The 23,841-nt window shown below is 41.4% G+C and carries 17 protein-coding genes; 6 read left to right on the plus strand and 11 right to left on the minus strand.

Going from position 1 to position 23,841, the window contains the following annotated elements; genetic code table 11:
- Positions 1–410: 410 nt before the first annotated feature.
- The 9 genes from AAEZ02_RS09590 to AAEZ02_RS09630 form a co-directional block, all read right to left on the minus strand.
- Positions 411–3,539 carry an efflux RND transporter permease subunit gene (locus AAEZ02_RS09590; RefSeq protein WP_335687721.1) on the minus strand — a complete coding sequence of 1,043 codons (3,129 nt, stop codon included), beginning with the start codon at positions 3,537–3,539 and terminating at the stop codon, positions 411–413.
- The gene (locus tag AAEZ02_RS09595) at positions 3,539–5,233 is read right to left on the minus strand and encodes an efflux RND transporter periplasmic adaptor subunit (RefSeq protein ID WP_351122859.1); all 1,695 of its coding nucleotides are present in this window, start codon (positions 5,231–5,233) and stop codon (positions 3,539–3,541) included. The genes AAEZ02_RS09590 and AAEZ02_RS09595 overlap by 1 nt, the downstream gene beginning before the upstream one ends.
- A gap of 22 nt (positions 5,234–5,255) precedes the next feature.
- A complete protein-coding gene (locus tag AAEZ02_RS09600; RefSeq protein ID WP_233768525.1) occupies positions 5,256–6,635 on the minus strand; it encodes a TolC family protein in 1,380 nt (459 codons plus the stop codon).
- Positions 6,632–7,033: a hypothetical protein gene (locus tag AAEZ02_RS09605; RefSeq protein WP_233768526.1), complete on the minus strand. Its 402-nt coding sequence runs from the start codon at positions 7,031–7,033 to the stop codon at positions 6,632–6,634. The genes AAEZ02_RS09600 and AAEZ02_RS09605 overlap by 4 nt, the downstream gene beginning before the upstream one ends.
- Positions 7,034–8,015: 982 nt before the next feature.
- The gene (locus tag AAEZ02_RS09610) at positions 8,016–8,366 is read right to left on the minus strand and encodes a cupredoxin domain-containing protein (RefSeq protein ID WP_101031547.1); all 351 of its coding nucleotides are present in this window, start codon (positions 8,364–8,366) and stop codon (positions 8,016–8,018) included.
- 10 nt (positions 8,367–8,376) lie between these two features.
- Positions 8,377–10,623, minus strand: coding sequence for a heavy metal translocating P-type ATPase (locus AAEZ02_RS09615; protein ID WP_351122862.1), 2,247 nt, complete (start codon positions 10,621–10,623; stop codon positions 8,377–8,379).
- Positions 10,623–11,093, minus strand: a complete 471-nt coding sequence (locus tag AAEZ02_RS09620) for a MerR family transcriptional regulator (protein WP_351122865.1) — start codon at positions 11,091–11,093, stop codon at positions 10,623–10,625. Before AAEZ02_RS09620 ends, AAEZ02_RS09615 begins: the two co-directional genes overlap by 1 nt.
- A 128-nt stretch (positions 11,094–11,221) precedes the next feature.
- On the minus strand, positions 11,222–11,656 hold the full coding sequence (locus AAEZ02_RS09625; RefSeq protein WP_351122868.1) for a DUF2057 family protein: 435 nt from the start codon (positions 11,654–11,656) through the stop codon (positions 11,222–11,224).
- Between the two features lie 86 nt (positions 11,657–11,742).
- Positions 11,743–12,123, minus strand: coding sequence for a hypothetical protein (locus AAEZ02_RS09630; protein WP_351122871.1), 381 nt, complete (start codon positions 12,121–12,123; stop codon positions 11,743–11,745).
- Between the two features lie 471 nt (positions 12,124–12,594).
- Here AAEZ02_RS09630 and AAEZ02_RS09635 point away from each other — a divergent pair, with 471 nt between their 5' ends.
- From AAEZ02_RS09635 to torD, 5 genes are all read left to right on the plus strand, one after another.
- The gene (locus tag AAEZ02_RS09635; RefSeq protein WP_124011438.1) at positions 12,595–13,560 is read left to right on the plus strand and encodes an alpha/beta fold hydrolase; all 966 of its coding nucleotides are present in this window, start codon (positions 12,595–12,597) and stop codon (positions 13,558–13,560) included.
- A gap of 370 nt (positions 13,561–13,930) precedes the next feature.
- Positions 13,931–14,101 (plus strand): trimethylamine N-oxide reductase system protein TorE, encoded by a 171-nt coding sequence (gene torE, locus AAEZ02_RS09640; protein WP_101031561.1) that lies wholly within the window; start codon positions 13,931–13,933, stop codon positions 14,099–14,101.
- Between the two features lie 40 nt (positions 14,102–14,141).
- Positions 14,142–15,320 (plus strand): pentaheme c-type cytochrome TorC, encoded by a 1,179-nt coding sequence (torC, locus tag AAEZ02_RS09645; protein WP_124011440.1) that lies wholly within the window; start codon positions 14,142–14,144, stop codon positions 15,318–15,320.
- A 12-nt stretch (positions 15,321–15,332) separates the two neighbouring features.
- Positions 15,333–17,825 carry a trimethylamine-N-oxide reductase TorA gene (torA, locus tag AAEZ02_RS09650; protein WP_124011441.1) on the plus strand — a complete coding sequence of 831 codons (2,493 nt, stop codon included), beginning with the start codon at positions 15,333–15,335 and terminating at the stop codon, positions 17,823–17,825.
- A gap of 99 nt (positions 17,826–17,924) precedes the next feature.
- The gene (gene torD / locus AAEZ02_RS09655; protein ID WP_372491434.1) at positions 17,925–18,566 is read left to right on the plus strand and encodes a molecular chaperone TorD; all 642 of its coding nucleotides are present in this window, start codon (positions 17,925–17,927) and stop codon (positions 18,564–18,566) included.
- Between the two features lie 206 nt (positions 18,567–18,772).
- On the opposite strand, the gene torS is transcribed toward torD, so the two are convergent.
- Positions 18,773–21,823, minus strand: coding sequence for a TMAO reductase system sensor histidine kinase/response regulator TorS (torS, locus tag AAEZ02_RS09660; protein WP_351122874.1), 3,051 nt, complete (start codon positions 21,821–21,823; stop codon positions 18,773–18,775).
- 69 nt (positions 21,824–21,892) lie between these two features.
- On the opposite strand from torS, the gene torT reads away from it, so the two are divergent.
- Positions 21,893–22,957, plus strand: coding sequence for a TMAO reductase system periplasmic protein TorT (gene torT / locus AAEZ02_RS09665; RefSeq protein ID WP_351122877.1), 1,065 nt, complete (start codon positions 21,893–21,895; stop codon positions 22,955–22,957).
- Here torT and torR read toward each other — a convergent pair.
- Positions 22,954–23,679 carry a two-component system response regulator TorR gene (gene torR / locus AAEZ02_RS09670; protein ID WP_101031573.1) on the minus strand — a complete coding sequence of 242 codons (726 nt, stop codon included), beginning with the start codon at positions 23,677–23,679 and terminating at the stop codon, positions 22,954–22,956. The two genes, torT and torR, sit on opposite strands and share 4 nt — an antisense overlap.
- Between the last annotated feature and the right edge of the window lie 162 nt (positions 23,680–23,841).

Genomic DNA, 23,841 nt, shown 5'->3' on the forward strand with positions numbered 1-23,841 from the left:
CACAACAGTAACAATTAATAGAGTCAGTATTATTGCACTGACCATTCAGCCCACCATTGGAGCGGCAATTCTACTCATCACCTAACAAGGACCGGCATCGTGAGCTTGAATAACATTTTGCAAGGCTCAGATAAATAGTATGAAAGAGTGGCTGGATAGCCGATAGCCAAAGCTATATTGGCGTTAGGCCAGTCCTTATATGATCTGTTCAAGAGACCGACACTCATCTATTTCCCTTGCCCTTGCCCTTGCCCTTGCCCTTAATATTTTTATAGCCAAATAAACTCAACGTATTTTAAAATTCACTTGGGTATAACGTAAATAAATACCCCCCTATAAAATATTGTAGACGGGTATTGACTGTTATTTATTAACATCTTAACCAAGTGGGGGTTAACCCCCCACCTACACTAGTCTGCTTTTTTTAATCCTGAAGCACGCCACAAGAAAAATAACGCGGGCAGTATTAACAAGGTTAAAATTACCGAACTTACCATACCGCCCACCATAGGAGCAGCGATACGACTCATTACCTTAGAACCAGTGCCTGTACCATATAAAATCGGTAGTAAGCCGGCAATAATGGCCGCCGCGGTCATCATAATAGGGCGAATACGCAAAGCTGCACCCTCTAATACCGCTTTAAAGACATCATCACGATTAGTAGATAACCCTTTTTCCTGGTGATCTTTTAACATCTCTCGGTACGAAAGATTTAGGTAAACTAACATAATTACCCCGATCTCAACCGTGACCCCCGCCAGGGCGATAAAACCAACACTGACTGCCACCGAAAAATTATAACCTTCAATGTACATTAACCAAACACTGCCGATCATTGCCATTGGCAAAGTACCCATAATCATCAATACTTCAATTACATTTCGGAAATTTAAGTAAAGCAAGAAAACGATAAGCGCTAAGGTTAACGGTACTACATACATTAATTTCGCTTTTGCACGTTGCATATATTCATATTGACCCGCCCATTTGATTGAGTAACCTGCTGGCAATACTAATTTTTCATTAACCACTTTTTGTGCATTTTCAACATAAGTCCCGATATCAATGCCTTCAATGTCAACATACGACCAACCATTTAAACGGGCATTTTCAGTTTTAATGGCTGGAGGGCCATCTTCAACATACACGTTGGCAACATCACCTAGCGGAATTCGTTGGCCACTGGGTGTGACTATTGGCATAGCGGCTAATTTTTCAGGTGAATTACGGTAATCTTGCGGATAACGTAGGTTAATAGGATATCGCTCTAATCCTTCAACGGTCTGTGATATATTCATGCCGCCAATAGCGGTTGCAACAACTTGCTGAATATCAGCAATATTTAAACCGTAACGCGCTGCTTTTTCTCGTTGGATATCAACTTTTACATAGCGACCACCCGAAACACGCTCAGAATAAACCGAGGCAGTACCAGGAACCTTTGCTAAAATTTCTTCAAGCTGTTTACCTATGCCTTGAATAACATTTAAATCAGCGCCAGCCACTTTAATACCCACGGGGGTTTTAATACCCGTTGCTAACATATCGATACGAGTTTTAATCGGCATCACCCAAGCATTGGTTAACCCTGGCAATTTAACTAAAGCATCAAACTCTTTGATCAATTTTGCTGTCGTCATGCCTTCTCGCCACGCCTCATGCGGCTTTAATTGGATAAAGGTTTCGATCATAGTAAGCGGTGCCGGGTCTGTTGCCGTTTCGGCACGACCAATTTTACCAAATACGGTTTTAACTTCGGGTACCGTTTTAATCAACTTATCGGTTTGCTGTAGTAACTGCCGTGCTTGACCAATAGATAATGATGGATAGGTGGTTGGCATATACATTATATCACCTTCATCTAATGGAGGGATAAATTCACTGCCAATTTTATCAAGCGGATACGCACCAACACCCAGTAATAACAGCGCAATAAATATGGCTGTTTTAGGGAAATTCAAAACGGTTTTTAATGCCGGCATATAAATGGCAGTCAAGAATCTATTTATCGGGTTTTTATGCTCAGGTAACACTTTACCGCGAATAAAGTAACCCATTAATACTGGCACTAAGGTAATAGCTAAAATCGCTGAAGCCGCCATCGCATACGTTTTAGTAAAGGCTAATGGAGCAAACATTTTACCTTCTTGTGCTTCTAAGGTAAATATTGGCATAAAACTGACTGTGATAATCAACAAACTGAAAAATAATGCTGGCCCAACTTCCGCAGCCGAATCTGCTACAATTTGCCATCGGTTTTGTTTAGTGAGCGGTGTTCGTTCCATATGTTTATGCATATTTTCTATCATTACAATAGCACCATCAACCATCGCACCGATCGCAATGGCAATACCCCCTAATGACATAATATTGGCGTTTAATCCTTGGGCATGCATAACAATAAAGGCCATTAAAATACCGATAGGTAAACTAACAATGGCCACTAATGCTGAGCGCACATGAAATAAAAACACCATACAAACCAGTGCAACTACTGCAAATTCTTCCAGTAATTTAAAACCTAAATTATTAACTGCGCGTTCGATCAATGAAGAACGATCATACACGGGGACAATTTCGACCCCTTCAGGCAAACCATTTTTTAATTTCTCAAGCTTTGCTTTAACACGGTTGATAACATCTTGTGCATTTTCGCCAAAACGCATGACCACAATGCCGCCAACGACTTCGCCTTCACCATTAAGTTCGGCAATACCACGGCGCATTTGTGGACCAGTACCAATGTCTGCCACATCTTTGAGCAATATTGGCGTACCATCATCGTTAACACCTAAGGGAATACTCTCTAAATCTTTAACGCTTTCAATATAACCGGTAGCGCGCAGCATATATTCAGCTTCTGCCATTTCAATTACCGAAGCACCAATTTCTTGGTTACCACGTTTAATAGCTTTTTGAATATGAGAAAGCGAAAAACCAAAGGCACGTAATTTATCCGGATTAACTTGTACTTGGTATTGTTTAACCATACCGCCAAGAGTACTAACTTCAGAAACACCCGCTACCGTTTGTAGTTCATACTTTAAAAACCAGTCTTGTAAAGAGCGTAATTGGCTTAAATCATGTTTACCTGTTCTATCCACTAACGAGTATAAATAAACCCAACCTACACCGGTGGCATCAGGTCCTAGTTGTGGACGAGCCGCCGCCGGTAAATCTGGCGCTACTTGGCTTAAATATTCAAGCACCCGAGAACGCGCCCAATACATATCGGTATCATCATCAAAAATAACATACACATATGAGTCACCAAAGAATGAATAACCTCGAACCGTTTCCGCACCCGGCACCGACAACATTGCCGTTGTTAACGGATAAGTGACTTGATCTTCTACCACTTGTGGCGCTTGGCCTGGAAAAGATGTTTTGACAATAACTTGCACAGCGGACAGATCCGGTAAGGCATCTATCGGGGTGTTTTTGACTGAATATATGCCAAACCCCATAATGACCAATGTGCCTAGCATCACAAAAAATCTATTTGCAATAGACCAGCGAATAATATTAGCTATCATTATTGACCCTCGCCTTGTTCGTTAACTGAACCTTCAGGTGCCGCCATTGCCATGGCGCTAACAATAACAAAGTCACCCTCTCGAATTTCAAAGGTAAACATCACGTAAGCACCTTCGGTAAATAACGTCATATCGACATCTTCGCTGACAATATAATCAACATTAGCGGCAGGACGATCCCAATCGACAATAGCTTCTCGGTCAACATTCACCATTCGGTGTGCAACCATAACTGATTTAACGGTACCGTTAACCATGGCTGAAGGTATCTGTTTTTTCATATCCTTACCGGCCATTGAGCTATGATCCATACCTTCCATTGAGCTATGATTCATACCTGCCATTGAGCCATTATCCATACCTTCCTTTGAGCTATGATCCATACCTGCCATTGAGCCATTATCCATACCTTCCATGTCCTTAACAGCCATGTCCTTACTAGCCTTGCTAGCTTGTTCATGGTTAATACGCTTAAAGTCAGAGGTTTTGCTTGATTCTGAATCGAGTAAGAATTGTGCAGAGGTAACCACTTTTTCACCGGCGGCTAAGCCTGATAATATTTCCACATTATCTCTATCAAAACGGCCAACGTTAACTTCAATGGCTTTAAAGCTACCTTGACCTAGTGCTAATACCACCCGATCTTGGTGCCCAGTTCGCACTAAGGCTTCTTTGGGAATTAATAGCGCACTTTCATCACCCGAGGTGTGCAGACTAATTTGTGCAAACATATCGGGTTTAAAGTCGCCATTTTTATTGTCTACACGGATCCTTACTTTCATTGTGCGTGTTTTAGGGTCTAAGGTTGGGTAAATATAATCGACATTAAGGTTATATTCTTTACTCGGCAAATAATCTAACGTCATGGTTACAGGAGTACCGATTTTTATTTGTCCGGATTGGCGCTCAAATACTTCCGCTTCAACCCATACCTCAGCTAAATCGCCAATCGACATCATGGTTGAGCCTGGTTGGATAAAGAAACCTTCACGAATTTTTAAGTTTTTCACGACACCCTGTTGTGGCGCATAAAAAGTAATATTCTGTTGGACTTTTTTGGTTTTCTTTAATTGAATAATGGCTGATTTCGGGATCTGTAACGAAACTAAACGATTTTCCGCGGCGGTGATCAAACGTTGGTTGCTGCGATCTAATGCCAATAATAATTCTTCTTGGGCATTTACTAATTCAGGCGAATAAATATCATATAGAGGTTGACCTTTTTTAACCGGGTCACCAATTGCTTTAACGTAAAGTTTTTCAACCCAGCCCTCTACTCGCGGGTGAATATGGACTAAAGCATCTTGATCCCAGGCAACATAACCCACAGTATCGATTTGCATATGCAATGGTTGGTATGCTGCATTGACAGTACGTACCCCTAAGTTATTAATAACATCAGGGGAAATACGAATGGTGCCTTTTCCTTCATCAGGGCCAGAACCAGTATTGCCATAATAAGGGATCAGCTCCATACCCATTGGCGACTTACCCGGTTTATCACTTTTATAATCAGCATCCATTGGCGCGACCCAATACAAAGGTTTTTCCTTCGCAGGTTCACTACTTTCACCCCCCGCAGAACTAGCCTGATCCGATGGCGCAAATGCAGTATAGGCACCTAATGTTACAACAGCACCAATTACGGCACCGATCACTACACCCTTCATTTGGGATTTATTACTTGAACTCATGTCTTTCTCCGTATTTGGCAATTTATCGGGTCGCTTTATTTGCACCAATAAATAAATAATTTAATTCTAATAGAATTTTTTGTTGTGCTACATCTAAGGTTAAAATTCTAATTTCAGCATTGAGTACTTCGATATGAGCTCGAACAACCTCAGAAAAATCACCGTCATCATTGGTATAAGCGGTTAAAGAAGCTTCTGCTTGTTCATACATTTGTGGTAATAATTTTTCTCGATAAAGCCGTTGTTGATCATTAAGTCGTAACAAACGCCCTTTGGCCGTCGAATAGTTACTAAGCAACTGACGAAGTAATAATAGCTTTTCAGTTTTTATCGATTCAGTTTGTGATATTGCTGATTTAACATCTTGATCTTGCTTGTTTTGCGTGAAAAATGGTAAGTCAAACGTTACCCCTACAGACATTAAATCAGCACGACTATTACCGGTAGGATCGTCACCGCGAGAACCAAAGCCTGCGTTAACACCCCATTCAGGTTTGTATTTCTGTTTCGCTAACGCAATGCCTGTTTTAGTCGCTTCAATTCTTTTATTTAAAGCGATAACCGCAGGGTGCTGAGCAAAATAGCTTATTAATTGTTCAGGTTTGTGCCATTTATCAGCATAAACTAGCTCACTCTGTTGCAAATCCATTTGTGGGATCTGTTTGCCTAAATTAATGTCATGCAGTGCTAAATGAGTCGATAGCGGATCATCAAGCCCTGATAAATAATCGGATAACCATTGTGACAATTGTCCTTCAAATTTATTTTTCTCTTGTGCTAACACATCCAAACGTGCATCTAGATTAGTCAATTCTAACTGCGCACGAACAATGTCGGTTTGTCGGGTTCGCCCTAAAGCAGCTGAATAACTCGCCTCGGTAATGTCTACTAATTGTAAAAATAACGAACGATCTTTTTCAATTAAGACAACACTTTGTTGTACACGATAAGCATCAAGCCATAATTGCCCCACGGTTAACGCAACTTGCGCTTCTCTGTTTTCTCGTTGAAAGGGATACCCTTGGCTTTTGATCTTTAATTGACGACTGGTGAGTTCCAGAGTGTCACCTCGAGGGATCACTTGGCTAATACCGACTTTAAATTGCGTCATACCTTCTTGATTAAAATTAAAACTATCGGTAGGCATATTAACCAAACCAACAGAAATTTTTGGATCAGGCAATGTATCAGCAGCAATACTTAAAGATTCAATAGCACTTTGTTGATGACGATTTCCTTTTAGCCAAGGGTCGTTCTTTTGTGCAACGCTAATCGCTTGCTCAAAAGAAAGTATTTCAGCCTTTTGAGATAACGGCTCTGCAAAAACAGTCAAGCTACTCATGGTTAATAGCCCCAAGCCAACCATTACCCACCCTTTGCTATGATTTTTACTTTTAATCACTGGTATTGCTCCTTACTTGAATTGACCGCAAATTTATACTCACTGACACAGCTTCTTGCTTTAATTGTCAGCAACATAAACTTCGCTAGCACCATCATTTTTAAGTAATCAAACTTGATATGGCCTAACTTTATCGCCAATGTCCATTGCTGACGTTGCCATTGGCATTGCGGGAACTGACAAGCCAAACACATAGTCAGCATAAGCTTCTTGCAAAATTTGCTAGATAAACTTTGCCGGGACATATGCATGAAAAACAGAGTTATATTTTGAAATAGCGTTATGACAAGAGCGATAACGACGCTCAATCCCTTTTTTATTTTTAATAGCGGTAACAGCATTGCTATGAAAAAATTTGGGGCGTAAATGCCACCCAGCCTTTTGGAAATTAAAGACATAAAGCCTCCAAATTAGTTACCTATATTCGAATTTAATTCGAAAAAAGGTAATATCTCGTTAATTTATTTTAAAAAAGATAAATGAGAAGGAAGGAGATCAGAAATTGATCAAACCATTCCTAGCTAACTAATAACTATAGGAGGGCGATATAAAGAAACGTTGAATTGTGGGATGGTATGTTGAGTCAAACTAGGTATAAAACGACTCACATTAGAGAGCGTTACTGATTGAATTGTCATCATTTCTAGCGCAATTGAAAAGCAACTACCAATAGGACAGTCACATTGATTATCGCAACAATCAAAAGTATCACTGGTTGTTTTGTTAACTAAATCAGTGTCAGACATTAATTGATGATGGCAAGCGTTAGTCGCAGTAGTGCTGGTATCGGTCGTAATGACATTAGATGTACTTAGCATTGAGTTCATATTAGAGGGACATGGCAAAATCACAGACGCAAAAGCTTGGCTGACAAATGTCATCAAGATAAAGATTACTGTGATAAATCGCTTACCAACCAAAATATAACTCCAATATTACTGATAATAATTTACACTCAACTAGCGTAAATCATCTTAGCTAATTGTAATGAATTTTAACGTTAAACAACCTGACCTAGGTCACATTTATAAGTAACAAATCAAGTAGGAATGACTTATGTATGCAATGTAAACGTTTGATATTAAATACATCTATAGTTTTCCCCATAGCCGAATGCGTGTTTATTCATCGACTGGGGTGCCAACCGGTAATTTACAGCATAAAACGCATCTATAAAGATCTCACCTCAGTTTGACTGTAGACCTTGGCGGTGGTTTATGCCAACGCCGTAGCCAATTTATAAGGTCGACGAGACCCTTTGAATACCAACCGCCTCAGTGATGGGCATACGGCTAAAATCAACTAGATATAAGTGACTGGTTTTGTTGTTTTCATCATTACAACACCTTCTCTTAAGGGATGAATGTCGACTCCATATGATTATTCAACGACCAACACCCCTTTATACATTTGCATCTGACAATGAAACGGATACTCGCCCTTTTCCAGTGCAGGTAATGCTATCGTGGTCGGTTTATCCAACGCCAAATCCTGACTAATCTCTAAGTCGGGTAGCAATACCGTGGCTGAACACCCCGATTTATCTTGGCGTAAAAAGGTTATTTCAGTCGGTGTATTGGCGGCAATATTAATTCTTGCTGGCGAATACACACCATCTTTAACCAGAATCGATGTGGTGGCATCAACGCTGGCTTCATTTGACGGTTTGTATAACCAAAACCACCAAACAATGAAACCGATTAGCGCGAGACAAAGTAAATTAATAATCATATTGGGCCTCTTAGTGTTCTTTAGCTTTAAATAAACGTAATCGATTCGCGTTACTCACTACGGTAAGCGATGAGAAAGCCATGGCAGCACCTGCAATCACTGGATTTAACAAAATACCAAATACCGGATAAAGCACTCCTGCCGCTAAGGGAATACCCGCAGCGTTATAAATAAATGCCCCAAACAAGTTTTGTTTAATGTTGCGCAGCGTTGCTTTACTAATAGCAATGGCATCGGCTAATCCATGAAGTGAACCGCGCATTAAGGTGATATCGGCACTTTCTATCGCGACATCGGTGCCCGTACCAATCGCGAACCCAACATCGGCTAACGCCAACGCTGGCGCGTCGTTAATCCCATCACCTGTCATACCAACCACTTCATTGTGACGTTGAAGTTCGGCCACTTTATTGGCTTTATCTTCAGGCATCACTTCGGCGAAAAAGTCATCAATACCCACTTTTTTAGCCACTGCAGCTGCGGTCGCTTTATTATCACCAGTTAACATAATCACTTTAATGCCATTACGTTTAAGTCTCGCGATAGCAGCCACCGAATCCGGTTTTATAGGATCTGATACGGCTATAATGGCAAGCAGCTGCCCTGCAAGCGCCAAATACATAGGTGTTTTAGCCTCTTCTGCTAATACTTGGGCCTTAGCTTCATTAAAACCAATATCAATATTTTTGTCTTGCATCAGTTTTTGATTACCAAACAGTAATATTTCCCCATCCACCGTGGCTTCAACACCTTTACCCGAAATGGCATTAAAGTGCTCTGTTTTAGTCATTTCAATTGCTCTGGCATTGGCACTTTCAACAATGGCTTGCGCTAGTGGGTGTTCTGAGTGACTTTCAATCCCAGCAGCCAATGATAATACCTGCTCTTCGCTGTCGGTATTGACGAGAATAATATCGGTGACTTGGGGTTTACCTTCGGTAATGGTGCCCGTTTTATCTAAAATCATTGCAGTGATTTTTGACGCTGTTTGCAATGCTTCACCGTTACGAATAAGCACGCCCGATTCAGCGGCCTTACCCACGCCTACCATTACAGACATTGGCGTGGCTAACCCTAGCGCGCAAGGACAAGCAATAATTAATACCGTTGTTGCGGAAACAATTGCAAATACGGTCGATGGCTCTGGTCCAAAGTTAAACCACACCATGGCACTAACAATGGCGATGATCATAATGGCTGGCACAAAGTAAGCCGATATCACATCAGCCAAACGGCCAATTGGTGGTTTAGAGTTTTGTGCGCGCTTGACCATATTGATGATTTGCGCCAATGCCGTATCTTTACCGACTCGAGTGGCTTTAAATATGATTGAGCCTGACTTATTTAAGGTACCAGTGACGACATTGTCATCAACTCTTTTTTCAACGGGCATTGGTTCACCGGTTAACATTGACTCATCAATGGTACTTTTACCGTCAAGAACCACACCATCTACTGGAATTTTTTCGCCTGGACGTACTCTAACGTGATCGTTGAGTAATACATTGGCAATATCGATATCGACATCTTTTCCATCTCGGATAACTCTAGCTGTTTTGGCTTGCAGGCCAATAAGACGCTTAATGGCTTCAGAGGTTTTACCGCGCGCTTTAACTTCTAGCGCCAAGCCTAAATTAATTAAACCAATAATCATTGCGGTAGCTTCAAAGTAAACATGCCTTGCCATCTCGGGGAACCATTCAGGAAATCCAACAATAAGCATTGAATATATCCAAGCCGTACCCGTACCTAATGCAATAAGGGTATCCATATTAGCGTTATGGTTTAAAAATGATTTCCATGCGCCGATATAAAAATGCCTACCAGATATCAGCATAATGGCCAGAGTAACCACACCGACCAGTCCCCACACCACTTGCTCAGATAGGGTTGATACCGTCATTTCACCGATGAAAAGTCCGTAAATCATCAGTGGAATACCAACAGACAACGCAATAATGGTATGGCGCAATAAACTTTTATAATAGTGTAAATCGGCCTGTTCTTTTTCATCCATGGCATCTTCTGCTGAATCAGCCTGTATTTGTGTCGCGTTGTAACCGGCACTTTCTACCGCTTTTATAATCAACTCAGCAGAAGCTTGACCAGTAACAAGTACCGTTCTGTCGGCAAAATTCATGTCTGCCGAATCAACACCGTCCACGGCTTTAATCGCTTTTTCAATTTTGCCAACACAACTGGCGCAACCGGCGCCGAGGATATTGAGTTGCATAGGCGAGTTTGTTTTTTGATTCATTACTTAACCTCCTTTGACGTTAATTTCATCTTGTCCTGCTGAGTAGCGGTTACTGTGGTGCTTTCCGCTTGATTTGTCGCCTCAATTAAATTACAAACCATATTTCCTGTGGGCAAGTTGTCTGGCATGGTTGACCATTCTTCAACGGCCTGTGAAAGCCTAGTTCTTAATTTGACCATTTCATTAAATTGTTTTTCTGTTTCAGCCAATTTTTGTTTTACTAGCGCTCGTACAAGTTGACATGCACTTTCGCCATGATCGGTCTTGGAAAAAATCACTTTGATTTCTTCAACGGAAAAGCCAAGCGTGCGAGCACTTAAGATAAATTGCATTCGAGACTTATTTTTATGGTCATATATTTTATAACCATTAACAGGAGATTTATTTGGATTAAGTAATCCGACACGAGTGTAAAAGCGCACTGTGTCGGCGGTGATACCTAATTCATTAGCAAGTTGATTCACTTTCATACGGCCTCCTAAAGTAAACGTTAATCGTTACGATAGTTTGACTATAAACCTATGTCTTACACACAGGTCAAGCAGGTTTTGAATATTAAAATAATAGGGCACATTTTGAGTGCCCTATTATTTAACGGTTACTGCTGCATCATTTTACTATGTTGTTTCATGATGATAGCCATTAACTCTTCGTGATTAACTAACTTGACGGTTTCACCTTTTATATTGGCGCGATCTAATATTATCAGGGGTGATTTGATAAAGTTCTTTGCACTGGTGGAGGACAGAACCTCTTTTGTTTTCACTTGAATATCTTCATCTTTAGCCAGATTATAGATCCAATATAGTGCATCTGATTTAATGATATCAGTATCATCTACCCCAGGTCTGAACACGTCATAATACTGTATTTGAATTAAATGTTGACCAGGTGCAATGTCTATTTGGCTCTTGTTTTGTACGGTTTTACCATCGACCGCAGTAAAAATTAAATTGTCAGGTAATGAGATAGTTGCAGCCATTGATACTGAGCTGACGACAGAGAGAAGTGAAATAGCAATAAATTTTTTCATGATGAACTCCGTTAAGTGTTGATGCTGTTAATTACAGCAACAATAATCTTTATAAATTAATGTGGGTGACTAATTTGAATAAAGAATTACGCTATCGGAGGTGGATTTTGACTTGTTAGAGTGGTAGGTGTTGATACCCATAAAGCTAGGCTAACTTTGGCGCCAGTTAACCGTATAGCGGTAAACTCTTCGCCCGAAAACAACATAAAAGCATGAGCTATGGCATGACAATGACTAATGCATTGACTTATATTGTCTGAACAACAGTTATCGTTGTGATCGTAATTGTCGCAGTCGATGTCTATCATGGTTGATGGGTGCTGATTGCTCGATTGCGAGCCTGACATAGTCATTTCAGTAGACATAGTCATTTCGTTAGACATTCCGTTAGACATAGCATAGCTAGGCATAAACAGTTGCCCTACTAGTGATAATATAATCGCTATATTTAACAAAATTTTTAGCATACATGATGTCCACTAAACTAAGAGGCTTTTACTATAACAATGTTGTAGTTAAATTTATACGACTGATGCAACACTTATCAATAATATGATGCCTAGTTATTTATTAAAGAAGTAAGTAGTACGTCAATACGAGCACTATCAGAGATCGCCTCTATGCCCTTAAAACGGTCATATCATGCTATTACTCAGGCTAACGCTTGTTCATAAACACTTTTCTATAAACACATTCTATTGTTTGCACTTGAGACAGCCTATTTCATCTTGTCGTGGGTATATTGTGATAACAAATGTCATTGTGTATGCTGCAAGCCTGTAGTTAACATTATTATAACTATTTGGCTGCCATTATTTGATCCTGCTCAGCAAAGATTTATTTCATTTACAATTTAGTCTTAAATGGCAATGTAACCTAACGATCACTGCTGTTAATGTTTATTAGCATTCGATCTATAACAAAAATAAGGTCCACAAATGTTCGGATTGTTGAAATATTTTTTATATCTGTTGTTGGTACTTTTAGCCTGCCTGGCAATTTTTATTTATCTTAATCAAGCGCCGGACAAGTCAGTGGCAGAGCTGAGTCAACGCTGGGCTCAACCCCCCTCGCAGTTTGTTAATATTGCAGGGATGAATATTCACTTAAGAGATGAAGGGTCAAAGTCTGATCTAGAACCCATAGTGTTAATCCATGGCACGAGTGCGTCTTTACATACTTGGGATGGTTGGGTAGACGCATTAAAAGGACAACGCAGAGTCATTCGTTTCGACTTACCGGGATTTGGATTGACTGGGCCCGATCCTGACAATAATTACAGCATTGAACATTACGCTGATGTCGTTGCTGCAGTGCTCGATGAATTAAAGATACAAAAATGCGTCTTAGCGGGTAACTCTTTAGGGGGTTATGTATCTTGGGCGACCGCGGTTCGGTATCCACAAAGAGTGTCGAAATTAGTGTTGGTTGATTCCAGTGGATACCCTTTTGAACCAGAATCGGTACCACTGGCATTTACATTATCACAAAATCCGCTAACCAGTGTGTTGTTAAAAAATGTGTTACCTAAATCACTGGTCGCTCGCAGTGTTAAGAATGTCTACGGTAACCCTGATTTGGTCAGCGATGAATTAGTTGACCGATATTACGAACTATCACTTCGACAAGGTAATCGTGACGCCTTGAAAGCGCGCTTTAAACAAACATTACCAGGACTTTTGGTGGATAAGATTAACACCATTGATGTACCAACATTGATAATATGGGGAGCCAAAGACAAGTTAATTCCGCCTAAGTATGGCACCCAGTTTAATCACGATATAGCCAACAGCGAGCTGGTTGTATTTGATGAGTTAGGCCATGTACCTCATGAGGAAGATCCGCAATCAACGGTATTAATAGTTAAACAATTCTTGCAAGAACATAAGCCGGATCAATCTTAGGGTAAGTGCACAATATGGTTCACACTCTCTGTTACCAGAATCGATTTAATTCTCGGTGTTAGTTATCGCTCTTAAGCGTCTGAATTTCTAAGGACACTATTCATATGTCATGGCTATTGTGGCTCAGATAATATTAGAGGCAACCACGGTCATATGACCAAAACAGCTATTTTATCTTGTTAGGCATCACTTTTGTCGCTCACCTACCCTCCAATTATCCACTGTCGTTATTTCCTCGTTGGCTTCACCTCGTCTGTTCATAATCTTTCACATATTGTCTGCGTTCATTCATCTACAGTCTGAGTGCCATTAACAATTGTTATCTAATATAGCTGGCATCAGCAAAGGTAATTATTTAAGTGAGCACATTATGACAACAAAAGATTTAGCAGAACCCCCTAGAAAAGTGAAATCTAAGGAGTTAAAGGCACTTGGATTTATCATTTTTTTACTCTTTCCAATCATCACAATCACCAGCATTAGCGCTTACGGTTTTGTCATTTGGATGATCCAAGCATTTGGTGGCGTTGTCGCACACTAATCCTCGAAAATCATGAGTCAATCTTATTAGGGATGCTGTTATGAAATGGTTTATCAACATTTGGCGAACACTTAACCAACCAGCCAAATATCTTACCTTAGGCACAATTAGCCTATCGGCTTTTTTGATGGGCATTATTTTCTGGGGTGGTTTTAATACTGCACTAGAACTGACCAACACAGAAGAATTCTGTATCAGCTGCCACAGTATGGAAAGCAAGCCATACCAAGAACTGCAGCAAACCGTGCATTGGTCAAATCACTCTGGTGTTCGTGCCACTTGTCCAGACTGTCACGTGCCCCATAACTGGAGCCGTAAAATTGGTCGAAAAATTGAAGCTTCTCATGATATGTGGGGCTGGTTAATGCAAACGGTTAATACCGAAGAAAAGTTTGAAGCAAAACGCCTAGAAATGGCTAGCCGAGAGTGGAAACGCTTCGATCGGGATGATTCATTAGCCTGCAAAAATTGTCATAACTACGACTCTATGAATTGGGGTGACATGTCAAAGCTGGCTCAAAAGCAAATGAAACGAGCCGCTGAGATCAATCAAAGTTGTGTTGATTGCCATAAAGGCATTGCGCACAAGCTTCCTGATATGGGGACTGCGCGCGCACCTGAACTCATTGCACAAGTCGGATCTGGCGAAACTGGTCTTGTTGTTGGTGCTCAGTACTTTACCGCCTTGACCAAACCGCTTTATTTTAATCAAAATACAGATGTTGAAGCAGGCACATTAAACATTGCCACTAAAGTGACGGTACTTGAAACCAATGGCAGTCGTGTACAAGTTGGTATTAATGGTTGGCGTAAAAACATTGGTGCTGGTCGAGTAATTTATTTCGATTTCGGTCTTAATATTCTGTCTGCTCAACTCACAAAAGCTGCGGCGTTGGAAGATGGCGTAATGGAGGTCTTCGAAGAAAAACAAGATCCGATGACGGGGTTAACCTGGCAACGTGTTGAAGCCAAAATTTGGACCGACTCAGACTATCTTGTCAACGATTTACAGCCACTTTGGGACTATGCACGGGATACCTATACTAGCAGTTGTAGTGTTTGCCATACCCAGCCGGCAGAAGCACACTTTGATGCCAATAGTTGGCCAGGCATGTTTCAAGGCATGATTGCGTTCGTCAACATGGATCAAGATACTCAAGCGCTTGTACAAAAGTACTTACAAGAGCATTCATCTACTTTCGATAAGTCAGCGCATTAATAGGATATCATCATGAACAGAAGAGATTTTCTTAAAGGCTTAGTGGCGACTTCTTATGTGGGACTAAGCAGTACATCAGTGTTGGCGTCATTCAATGCTTTGGCAACTGCGGGCACTAAAGCAAGTGACGACTGGCTTACTACGGGTTCGCACTTTGGTGCTTTCAAAATGAAGCGTAAAAATGGGGTCATTGACCAAGTCATTCCATTTGAATTAGACAAATATCCTACCGACATGATCAATGGCGTTAAAGGCTTAGTCTACAATCCATCGCGGGTTCGCTACCCTATGGTGCGCTTAGATTTTTTATTGAAAGGTCATAAAAGTGATACGACCCAGCGCGGTGACTTTCGCTTTGTCCGTGTTACATGGGATAAAGCCCTAACCCTGTTTAAAGATTCACTTGATGAGGTGCAAACTCAATACGGTCCATCAGGACTGCACGCAGGTCAAACAGGCTGGCGCGCAACTGGGCAGCTGCATTCATGTACCAGTCATATGCAACGCGCTGTTGGTATGCACGGTAACTTTGTCAAAAAAATTGGCGACTACTCAACGGGTGCTGGCCAAACTATTTTGCCTTATATTTTAGGCTCAACAGAAGTTTATGCCCAAGGTACTTCATGGCCGTTGATCCTTGAGCAATCTAACACCATCATTTTGTGGTCCAATGATCCCTATAAAAACCTGCAAGTGGGTTGGAACGCCGAAACTCATGAATCATTTGCCTATCTTGCTGAGCTTAAAGAAAAAGTGAAACAAGGTAAGATCCGGGTGATCAGTATCGACCCGGTGGTCACTAAAACCCAAAAATACTTAGGATGTGAACAACTTTACGTTAACCCACAAACTGACGTTGCATTAATGCTGGGTATTGCCCATGAAATGATCACCAGTAAGTTACACGATGAAAAGTTTATTGAAGGTTACAGCCTTGGTTTTGACAGATTCGTACCTTATATTTTAGGCGAGTCAGATAGCGTTGCGAAAACCCCCGAGTGGGCCAGCAAAATTACTGGTGTTAGCCCTGAAATTATACGTGACTTAGCCAAAGTAATGACCCAAGGTCGTACTCAAATCATGATGGGTTGGTGTATTCAACGTCAACAACACGGTGAACAACCTTATTGGATGGCGGCGGTGCTTGCCACTATGATTGGCCAGATAGGGTTACCTGGAGGCGGTATCAGCTACGGCCATCACTACTCCAGCATTGGTGTTCCAGCGTCCGGTGCTGCCGCCCCGGGTGCATTTCCTCGCAATCTTGATGACGGCCAAAAGCCGTTATTCGACAGCAATGATTTTAAAGGCGCGAGTAGCACCATTCCGGTTGCACGTTGGATTGATGCCATTTTAGAACCGGGTAAAACCATTGATGCCAACGGTTCAAAAGTCACTTACCCTGATATCAAAATGATGGTGTTTTCAGGTAATAATCCATGGAGTCATCATCAAGATAGAAATAAGATGAAGCAAGCATTTCAAAAGCTTGAGTGTGTGGTCACTGTCGACATTAACTGGACAGCAACCTGCCGTTTCTCTGACATTGTTTTACCTGCTTGCACCACATTTGAACGAAATGACATTGACGTTTATGGCAGCTACGCTAACCGTGGTGTTTTAGCGATGCAAAAAATGGTTGAACCATTATTTGATAGCTTGTCCGATTTTGAAATATTTACTCGTTTTGCCAAAATAATGAACAAAGAGACAGAATATACCCGTGGCATGTCGGAGTTTGACTGGATTAAAAAACTTTATAACGACTGTAAAGCCGATAATGCCGGTAAGTTTGAGATGCCAAATTTCGACACTTTCTGGAAACAAGGTTATGTCCATTTTGGTGAAGGCCAACCTTGGACACGTCATGCCGATTTTAGAGATGATCCCGAAATAAACCCACTGGGTACACCATCGGGTTTGATTGAAATATTCAGTCGAAAAATAGCACGTTTTAACTACGAAGACTGCCCCGGTCACCCAACGTGGATAGAAAAATCAGAGCGCAGTCATGGTGGCCCAGGTTCAGATAAGCACCCGATGTGGATGCAATCTTGCCACCCAGATAAACGCTTACATTCACAAATGTGTGAGTCGCAGCAATATCGAGAAACTTACGCCGTAAAAGGCCGTGAACCTGTGTACTTGAACCCTAGCGATGCAAAACAGCGTGGCATTAAAGATGGCGACATTGTGCGAGTATTTAACGACCGAGGCCAGCTATTGGCTGGGGCGGTCGTATCAGATAACTTCCCTAGTGGCATTATTCGAATTCATGAAGGGGCTTGGTATGGCCCTGTCGGCAAAGATGGTACCAAGCAAGGCGGCAGTGAAATAGGTGCATTATGCAGCTATGGCGACCCTAATACGTTAACGCAAGATATTGGTACATCGAAACTTGCCCAAGCTTGCTCCGCGTACACATGCTTGGTCGACTTCGAAAAATATCAAGGTAAAGTCCCTGAAGTCAGTTCATTTAGCGGCCCAATTGAAACGCAGCTATAACGTGTAAGTATTATTACTGTGCGCCAAGTGATTTATCCTTGTCGCTTAAGTTAACGGCCTTAATAAGGTCAGGAGATAACATAGATGAATGACAAGATATTGTATAACACGCCAATGAACCAGGGTCGTTCTATGGTGTATAAGCTGCTCTCATCACTGTTTGCAAAGGAGCTAGATCAACAGCTATTACAAGCGCTCACGGCAAGTCAGGCGCAGGCATTCTTTACTCAATTGGCTAGTGATCCCTTGTTTAGTCAAGACATCGAAACCATAAACTCAGTGCTTAATTCAACCCTTAACAGCGTCAATACTGATCATGCTTTATTAGAGCTTGCTGCCGATTATTGTGGCCTATTTTTAGTGGGTACAAAGCATAGCGCCAGCCCTTATGCCAGTTTGTATCTTAACGATGCCCATGCTGTCAAAGATGATGTGCTGTTGTTTGGTGAGCAACATCAGCAAATGCAAACCTATTTACAGCAAAGCCAATTGGCTGTTCAAAGTGAATTCCCTGAACCGGCAGACCATATTGCCGTTATTTTGGCGTATGTTGCCCACCAAGCTTGCGCAAGTGATGATAACACTCAGCTCAGCTTTATTAGCCAATATCTTCACGCTTGGCTACCCCGTTTTGTAGATAAGCTTACCTCTGTTGATACTGGTAAGTTTTATTCTGTTATTGCTCACCTCACTCTGGCTTGGGTTGAAACTGATTGTGAAGCACTAAAAGGAGCTCAGTAACAGGATATCTATTTGACTAAGCGATAATTCATCCAGATAAAAACACCGAGCAAGCTCGGTGTTTTTATCTAATCCGTCGAGAAATTCCCGTGATCCGAGCGTAGCGAAAGTCTCGGGGTAGTTCACAAGTAATGTTTGAGCTTAGGATAAATAGAGTGACGGTTATCCACACTGAACTACATTCCAGGCCCATGATTTATAACAACTTAGCTGGCTAATTTCAACTCAAGTGCATTAATAGATGCTTGCCACACCTGTTTAAGCAGCGGATATGAATCAGCACTAATGCCATCTTTTTCTAATTGTTTGCACAACTGACTCAACTGAATAAAGCCGATACTGGCACTACTGCCTTTAAGTGCATGTAACGCTTTTGCCCTATCTGCAGGTAAAGCTGCGAGTGCATTAATGTGTTCCGTACTACTGACTTTAAATAGTGCTAACATCTCTTTAACAGCAGTGTTACCAAGGTATTGTAAGTCTTCATTAATTTGCTTTTCATTGAGTAAAGGCTGATTGTCTTCATTCCGGCGTGATGGTTTTTGATCTATGGCAGTTTGTGTCAAGCCTTTATGTTTCTCTATCTTGGTTAACTTATTCATGTTGCTGTTGTTCATTGCTGATTTGTCACTTGCATCACCGATCCAATGGGCTAAAAACTTCATATTAAGCGGTTTGGCTAATACGTCATCAAAGCCTGCGGCTTGATACTCGTTTATGTCATCATCTTGAATTTGTGCCGTAAATGCGGCAATGCTGATGTCTTTATGGGCCGCGTTAGCGATATGCTTCAACTCTACTAATAACTCAATCCCTGATCCATCGCCTAATTGAATATCAAGCATAATGCCGTCAAACTGCAAAGCACTATCGACGTTAAACAACGCCCTTGCTTGCGCACAACTATCAGCCAGTACGGAATGATGTCCAAGATGTGCTAAAAACCCTTGGGCCACCATGGAATTGACTTTGTTGTCTTCGATAACGAGTACACATTTAGGATCAACTTTAGGTAATTGTGCACAGATAACCTCATGTGCTTGCTCACAGATGTGCAATGGCAAACTAAAACCAAAGGTGGAACCTTCAGCTACTTTACTCTTAACCCAAATAGAATGATTGGCAGTATTAACCTCATTCATTAACGAGACTAATTCTTTACAAATAGCGAGCCCAAGGCCTGTGCCTCTGGTTCTGCCTTGATTAGGCTGCGCACCATAAGCGATAAACAATTGACTCATATCATTTTTACTTATGCCGACGCCGGTATCTGCCACTTCAAAAGTTAATCGTTTATCAACCACATTTACCCGTAATGTAATCTCTCCTGCTGGTGTGAATTTAATGGCATTGCCAAGCAAGTTAAACAACACTTGGCGCAATTTGGGTCCGTCTACCGTTATCCATTTGGGTAAATCACCGCGAACTAAATATAACGATATACCTGACAATCCCGCGCCAGCTAACATGATAGCCATCACTTCATCGAGCAACTCACAAAGCGCGACAGTTCGAGGCTCGTTAGTTAATTTACCTTGCTCCAAACGAGAAAAATCCAAAATATCGTTTAGTACATTTTGCAGTAAGGTGCCACTGTATTGTGATAATGCCAACATTTGTTTCTGTGCTGGAGGTAATGGCGAGTGACTCAGTAAAGTCAGGGTGCCTAAAAGACCGTTTAACGGAGTACGGATCTCATGGCTCATAGTCGCTAAAAATAGCGATTTTGCCTTGCTAGCTTGCTCTGCCATCTCTCTAGCCGTCGAATGCCCTTTGGCTTCAGCGTCTAGTTGACGGTTGGTTTCAGCCAGTTCGAGTGTGCGCGCCTGCACAGTACTTTCGAGTGAGGCTTTATGGGCAAATAATTCTGATGCCGTTTGTTGTAACTCAGATTGCAGTGCTTGATTGTGCGCGGTTTTTTGTTTAAAAGCTTCAATGGCTGCAGCCATCGCGGTGAGTTCATCGTCTCCATGAGGATCAAGTACCACTTCGGTATTGCCCTGACTTAATTGAGATAATGCTGCAGTTGCTTCACTTAGGCGTAAAGCAATGCCTTTATAAATAACCCGATAAACGACCAACAGCATAATGATTAACATCAAAATACCTGTCGCCCACAGCCCTGATTTAGCCCACAGTAATTGCTGTAAAAAATTACTTCGGGCATGTTCTGCCTGCAGCTGTTGTGCTTTCATTGCGCTATCGACTGACTTATTCAGTTGGCCTAATTTATCCGTCAGCGTTAACAGCTGCGCATTTTGTTTCGTTAGCAATTGCGCATATTGCTGCTGCAAACTTAAGCCAACATTTACTTCCCTTAACATTATCAGTTGGTGCTCAAGCTCTGTCGCCCTAACGGGATCTCGAATTAAGCCTTTAAGTAATTCCAGAGGCATTAAATCAATTTGCCCACTCGTGCCTGAACCTGTGTAAGGGCTAGGCACTTCGATGCCGTTATGTAAGTTATCGCTAGTAGTATTAATCGTATAAGTTGTTGGAGAAAGTACTCGAGCCATACTGTCGAGAACGTTATTTAATCCGAGTTGTTGTTCTGGCGACTGTAATAACTGCCCCACTAACGCAATGTGATGGATCAATCCCAAAGCTCGGTTTAAACGTTCACGGACATCCAAGTCTTGTTCTATGATGGAGTCCAAAAGTTGGGCACTTTGTTCAGCGCCTATCACTTGAGGGTAAGCTAAACTCAACTTAGCCAGAATGGTTGAATCGACCACCGCTTGTTCTGCTTCAAGTAAAACACCACTCTTACTGGCCGCTTCCGCCAGTGCGCTTCCTTTATTATTCAATTGAGCCGCCAACACTAAACGTTTACCCACTTGGCGGCCGAATACCGATAAGTCATGGATAATTTCGCCGGCTAATAGCGCTAATTGCTTATCTTTATCGACACCATGATTTTGTAGATTTAACGAATTGAGTCGTTCAATAGCGGAAAGTAAATTAGTGCTTTCCAGTGACAACTTACGCCCAAGGAAAACGCGTTGTGCCTCTTCTTCCACTCGTTCAAGTGCTTGGGCATTGTCAAGCAAGCCATTAGAAGACTGCATCAATTGCCTTGCGGCCTGTGATGCGGGTAATGCCTCTTCATATAGATATTGGTCAGCAAGCTTTACCCAATAAAGCGAAATACTGCCAAGGCTAACTAACATTAATAGTAACAACCCGAGCAGACAGAATGCCAACATAAGGCGACCCACTAAGCTCTTGCCTGATAGTGATAAAGTGCTCACAGTCATTCCTTAAAATGTTATAATTATTAAAATTCTTTTGCTATTCTTTTCAGAAACCTTAATCGAGACAATATAATGTGCCGACTTATTTATATGCTCATAGCTGGCTTAGGGATATTACCATTACTTGCTGAAGCAACATCCGATTCTAGCTGGACATTACAACAGCGCACGCCCTTTAATGCCAAAATCCAAACAGTAAAGTCGATACAATATAATCAACTGACCTCGGCCAAAAAGCATTGGCGGATCTGTGCCTTAGTACCTCACCTTAAAGACGCTTATTGGATCGGCATTGATTACGGTTTGGTGTCAAAAGCCAGCCAATTAGGCATTAATTTAGAATTATTTGAAGCTGGTAGCTATTACAGAAAAGAGCAACAACTAAAACAACTTGAATACTGCCTTAATCAGCCGTTCGATGCGATCTTACTCGGTGCTGTGGCCCCCAATTTACTTGACCGATACCCGGGCCAAATTAATAAGCCCATCATTGCGTTAGTGAATAGACTCGATAACCCGATTATTACTACTCGTGTAGGCGTTAATTGGTATCAAATGGGCTGGGAAGCTGGCCACTTTATCGCCAAATCTGTAAAAAAACCACCTCCATCGTCTCCAGTAAAACTCGCTCTACTCACAGGCCCAGAAAGTGTTGGCGGCAGCGATTGGGTTGAGCTTGGTATTCAAGATGCTATTGCCAATAGTCCTATTGTGGTTTCGTCAATTCGTCATACTGACAATAATCGTGACCTTTATCGTGACCAACTTCATAATCTGCTTAACGACCATATTCCTGATTATATTCTAGGCAGTGCAGTTGCTATCGAAGCAGCAATAGGAACATTGCAACATAAACAATTAACTGGCCAAGTAAAGCTTGTGAGCAGTTATTTATCGCCAGCGACGTTGCGCGGACTGCATCGTAATAAAGTCGCTTTCAGTAGTGATGATCAAGTGGTGTTACAAGGTAAGTTGGCAATAGATATCATGGTAAAACTACTTGAGGGAGCACAATCATTTGGTGATATTGGCCCACAAATACAGGCGTTAGAACAAGGAAAGGTGCAACTCGATATGTTTAATAACAGCTTAGCCCCTGCAAATTTTTACCCCATTTACCGCGTAACACAAAACTAATCTTTAACCTTAGTCGCAAACAAATAACCTTCTCCGTGAACTGTCACAAACAGGTCTGCCTGTAGTTTGTTTCGTAAACGGCGAATAATGACATCTATGGTTCTATCATTTACCTCTTCATTACGATGGCTTGTTTGCTGCATTAATCGCTCACGAGATAGTACTTGCTGTGGATGCAATGCAAAGACGGTAAGTAATTCGAACTCAGCTTTAGTCAGCTTAATCACCTCGTCACCATAACTCAGTTTTCGACTATTTAATTCAAGAATATATTGATCGAAGGCAATGATATCGTCACATTTTTCAAATTGGTCTACAACGTCTTGCTGTGCTTTTTTGACTAACGAAATTCGCCACAGCAAATTTTTAACTCTTACTAATAATTCTCTTAATTCAAATGGCTTGGTCACATAATCATCAGCACCCATTTCAAGACCAACGATTTTATCAATAGTTTCATCACGACCCGTGACTAAAATAATGCCTACGTCCGAACGGCTTCTCAGTTCGCGTGCCAAGCTTAAACCATCTGTACCGGGTAAATTAATATCTAACATAACCAAATCGACATGTTGATTTGCAAATTGTTGCCACATCTGCTCGCCGTCTCCAGCTTCAAGCACACGATAACCTTCTCGTTCAAAATAACCTTTTAATCGAGCGCGGATCACTGCTTCATCGTCAACTACGAGTACTGTATTTGTTAAACCAGTATGTGCCATCGTCCAATCCAAATAGTGTTGCTAATAATGGTCGTTATTATTCATAACTTTTCATATTTGCCTATAACGATATTCAAGGAATGAGTGCTAGCTAGCAAAATTGGTTGATAAAAAGGACCCGGATCACACAATGGAAAGATGTAGAACCAGATCCGATTATAT

This window comes from Shewanella sp. T24-MNA-CIBAN-0130 (genome assembly GCF_040310185.1).
GTDB classification, from domain to species: Bacteria; Pseudomonadota; Gammaproteobacteria; order Enterobacterales; family Shewanellaceae; genus Shewanella; species Shewanella psychromarinicola.

What these genes read in the sequence shown, in the direction of transcription:
- AAEZ02_RS09605 (WP_233768526.1), bottom strand. Translation starts at nt 7,033, where the DNA reads ATGTCTTTAATTTCCAAAAGGCTGGGTGGCATTTACGCCCCAAATTTT.
- AAEZ02_RS09635 (WP_124011438.1), top strand. Translation starts at nt 12,595, where the DNA reads ATGTTCGGATTGTTGAAATATTTTTTATATCTGTTGTTGGTACTTTTA.
- AAEZ02_RS09620 (WP_351122865.1), bottom strand. Translation starts at nt 11,093, where the DNA reads ATGAAAGTGAATCAACTTGCTAATGAATTAGGTATCACCGCCGACACA.
- torE (WP_101031561.1), top strand. Translation starts at nt 13,931, where the DNA reads ATGACAACAAAAGATTTAGCAGAACCCCCTAGAAAAGTGAAATCTAAG.
- AAEZ02_RS09595 (WP_351122859.1), bottom strand. Translation starts at nt 5,233, where the DNA reads ATGAGTTCAAGTAATAAATCCCAAATGAAGGGTGTAGTGATCGGTGCC.
- AAEZ02_RS09625 (WP_351122868.1), bottom strand. Translation starts at nt 11,656, where the DNA reads ATGAAAAAATTTATTGCTATTTCACTTCTCTCTGTCGTCAGCTCAGTA.
- torC (WP_124011440.1), top strand. Translation starts at nt 14,142, where the DNA reads ATGAAATGGTTTATCAACATTTGGCGAACACTTAACCAACCAGCCAAA.
- torA (WP_124011441.1), top strand. Translation starts at nt 15,333, where the DNA reads ATGAACAGAAGAGATTTTCTTAAAGGCTTAGTGGCGACTTCTTATGTG.
- torR (WP_101031573.1), bottom strand. Translation starts at nt 23,679, where the DNA reads ATGGCACATACTGGTTTAACAAATACAGTACTCGTAGTTGACGATGAA.
- torT (WP_351122877.1), top strand. Translation starts at nt 21,893, where the DNA reads ATGTGCCGACTTATTTATATGCTCATAGCTGGCTTAGGGATATTACCA.
- AAEZ02_RS09615 (WP_351122862.1), bottom strand. Translation starts at nt 10,623, where the DNA reads ATGAATCAAAAAACAAACTCGCCTATGCAACTCAATATCCTCGGCGCC.
- AAEZ02_RS09610 (WP_101031547.1), bottom strand. Translation starts at nt 8,366, where the DNA reads ATGATTATTAATTTACTTTGTCTCGCGCTAATCGGTTTCATTGTTTGG.
- AAEZ02_RS09630 (WP_351122871.1), bottom strand. Translation starts at nt 12,123, where the DNA reads ATGCTAAAAATTTTGTTAAATATAGCGATTATATTATCACTAGTAGGG.
- torS (WP_351122874.1), bottom strand. Translation starts at nt 21,823, where the DNA reads ATGACTGTGAGCACTTTATCACTATCAGGCAAGAGCTTAGTGGGTCGC.
- AAEZ02_RS09590 (WP_335687721.1), bottom strand. Translation starts at nt 3,539, where the DNA reads ATGATAGCTAATATTATTCGCTGGTCTATTGCAAATAGATTTTTTGTG.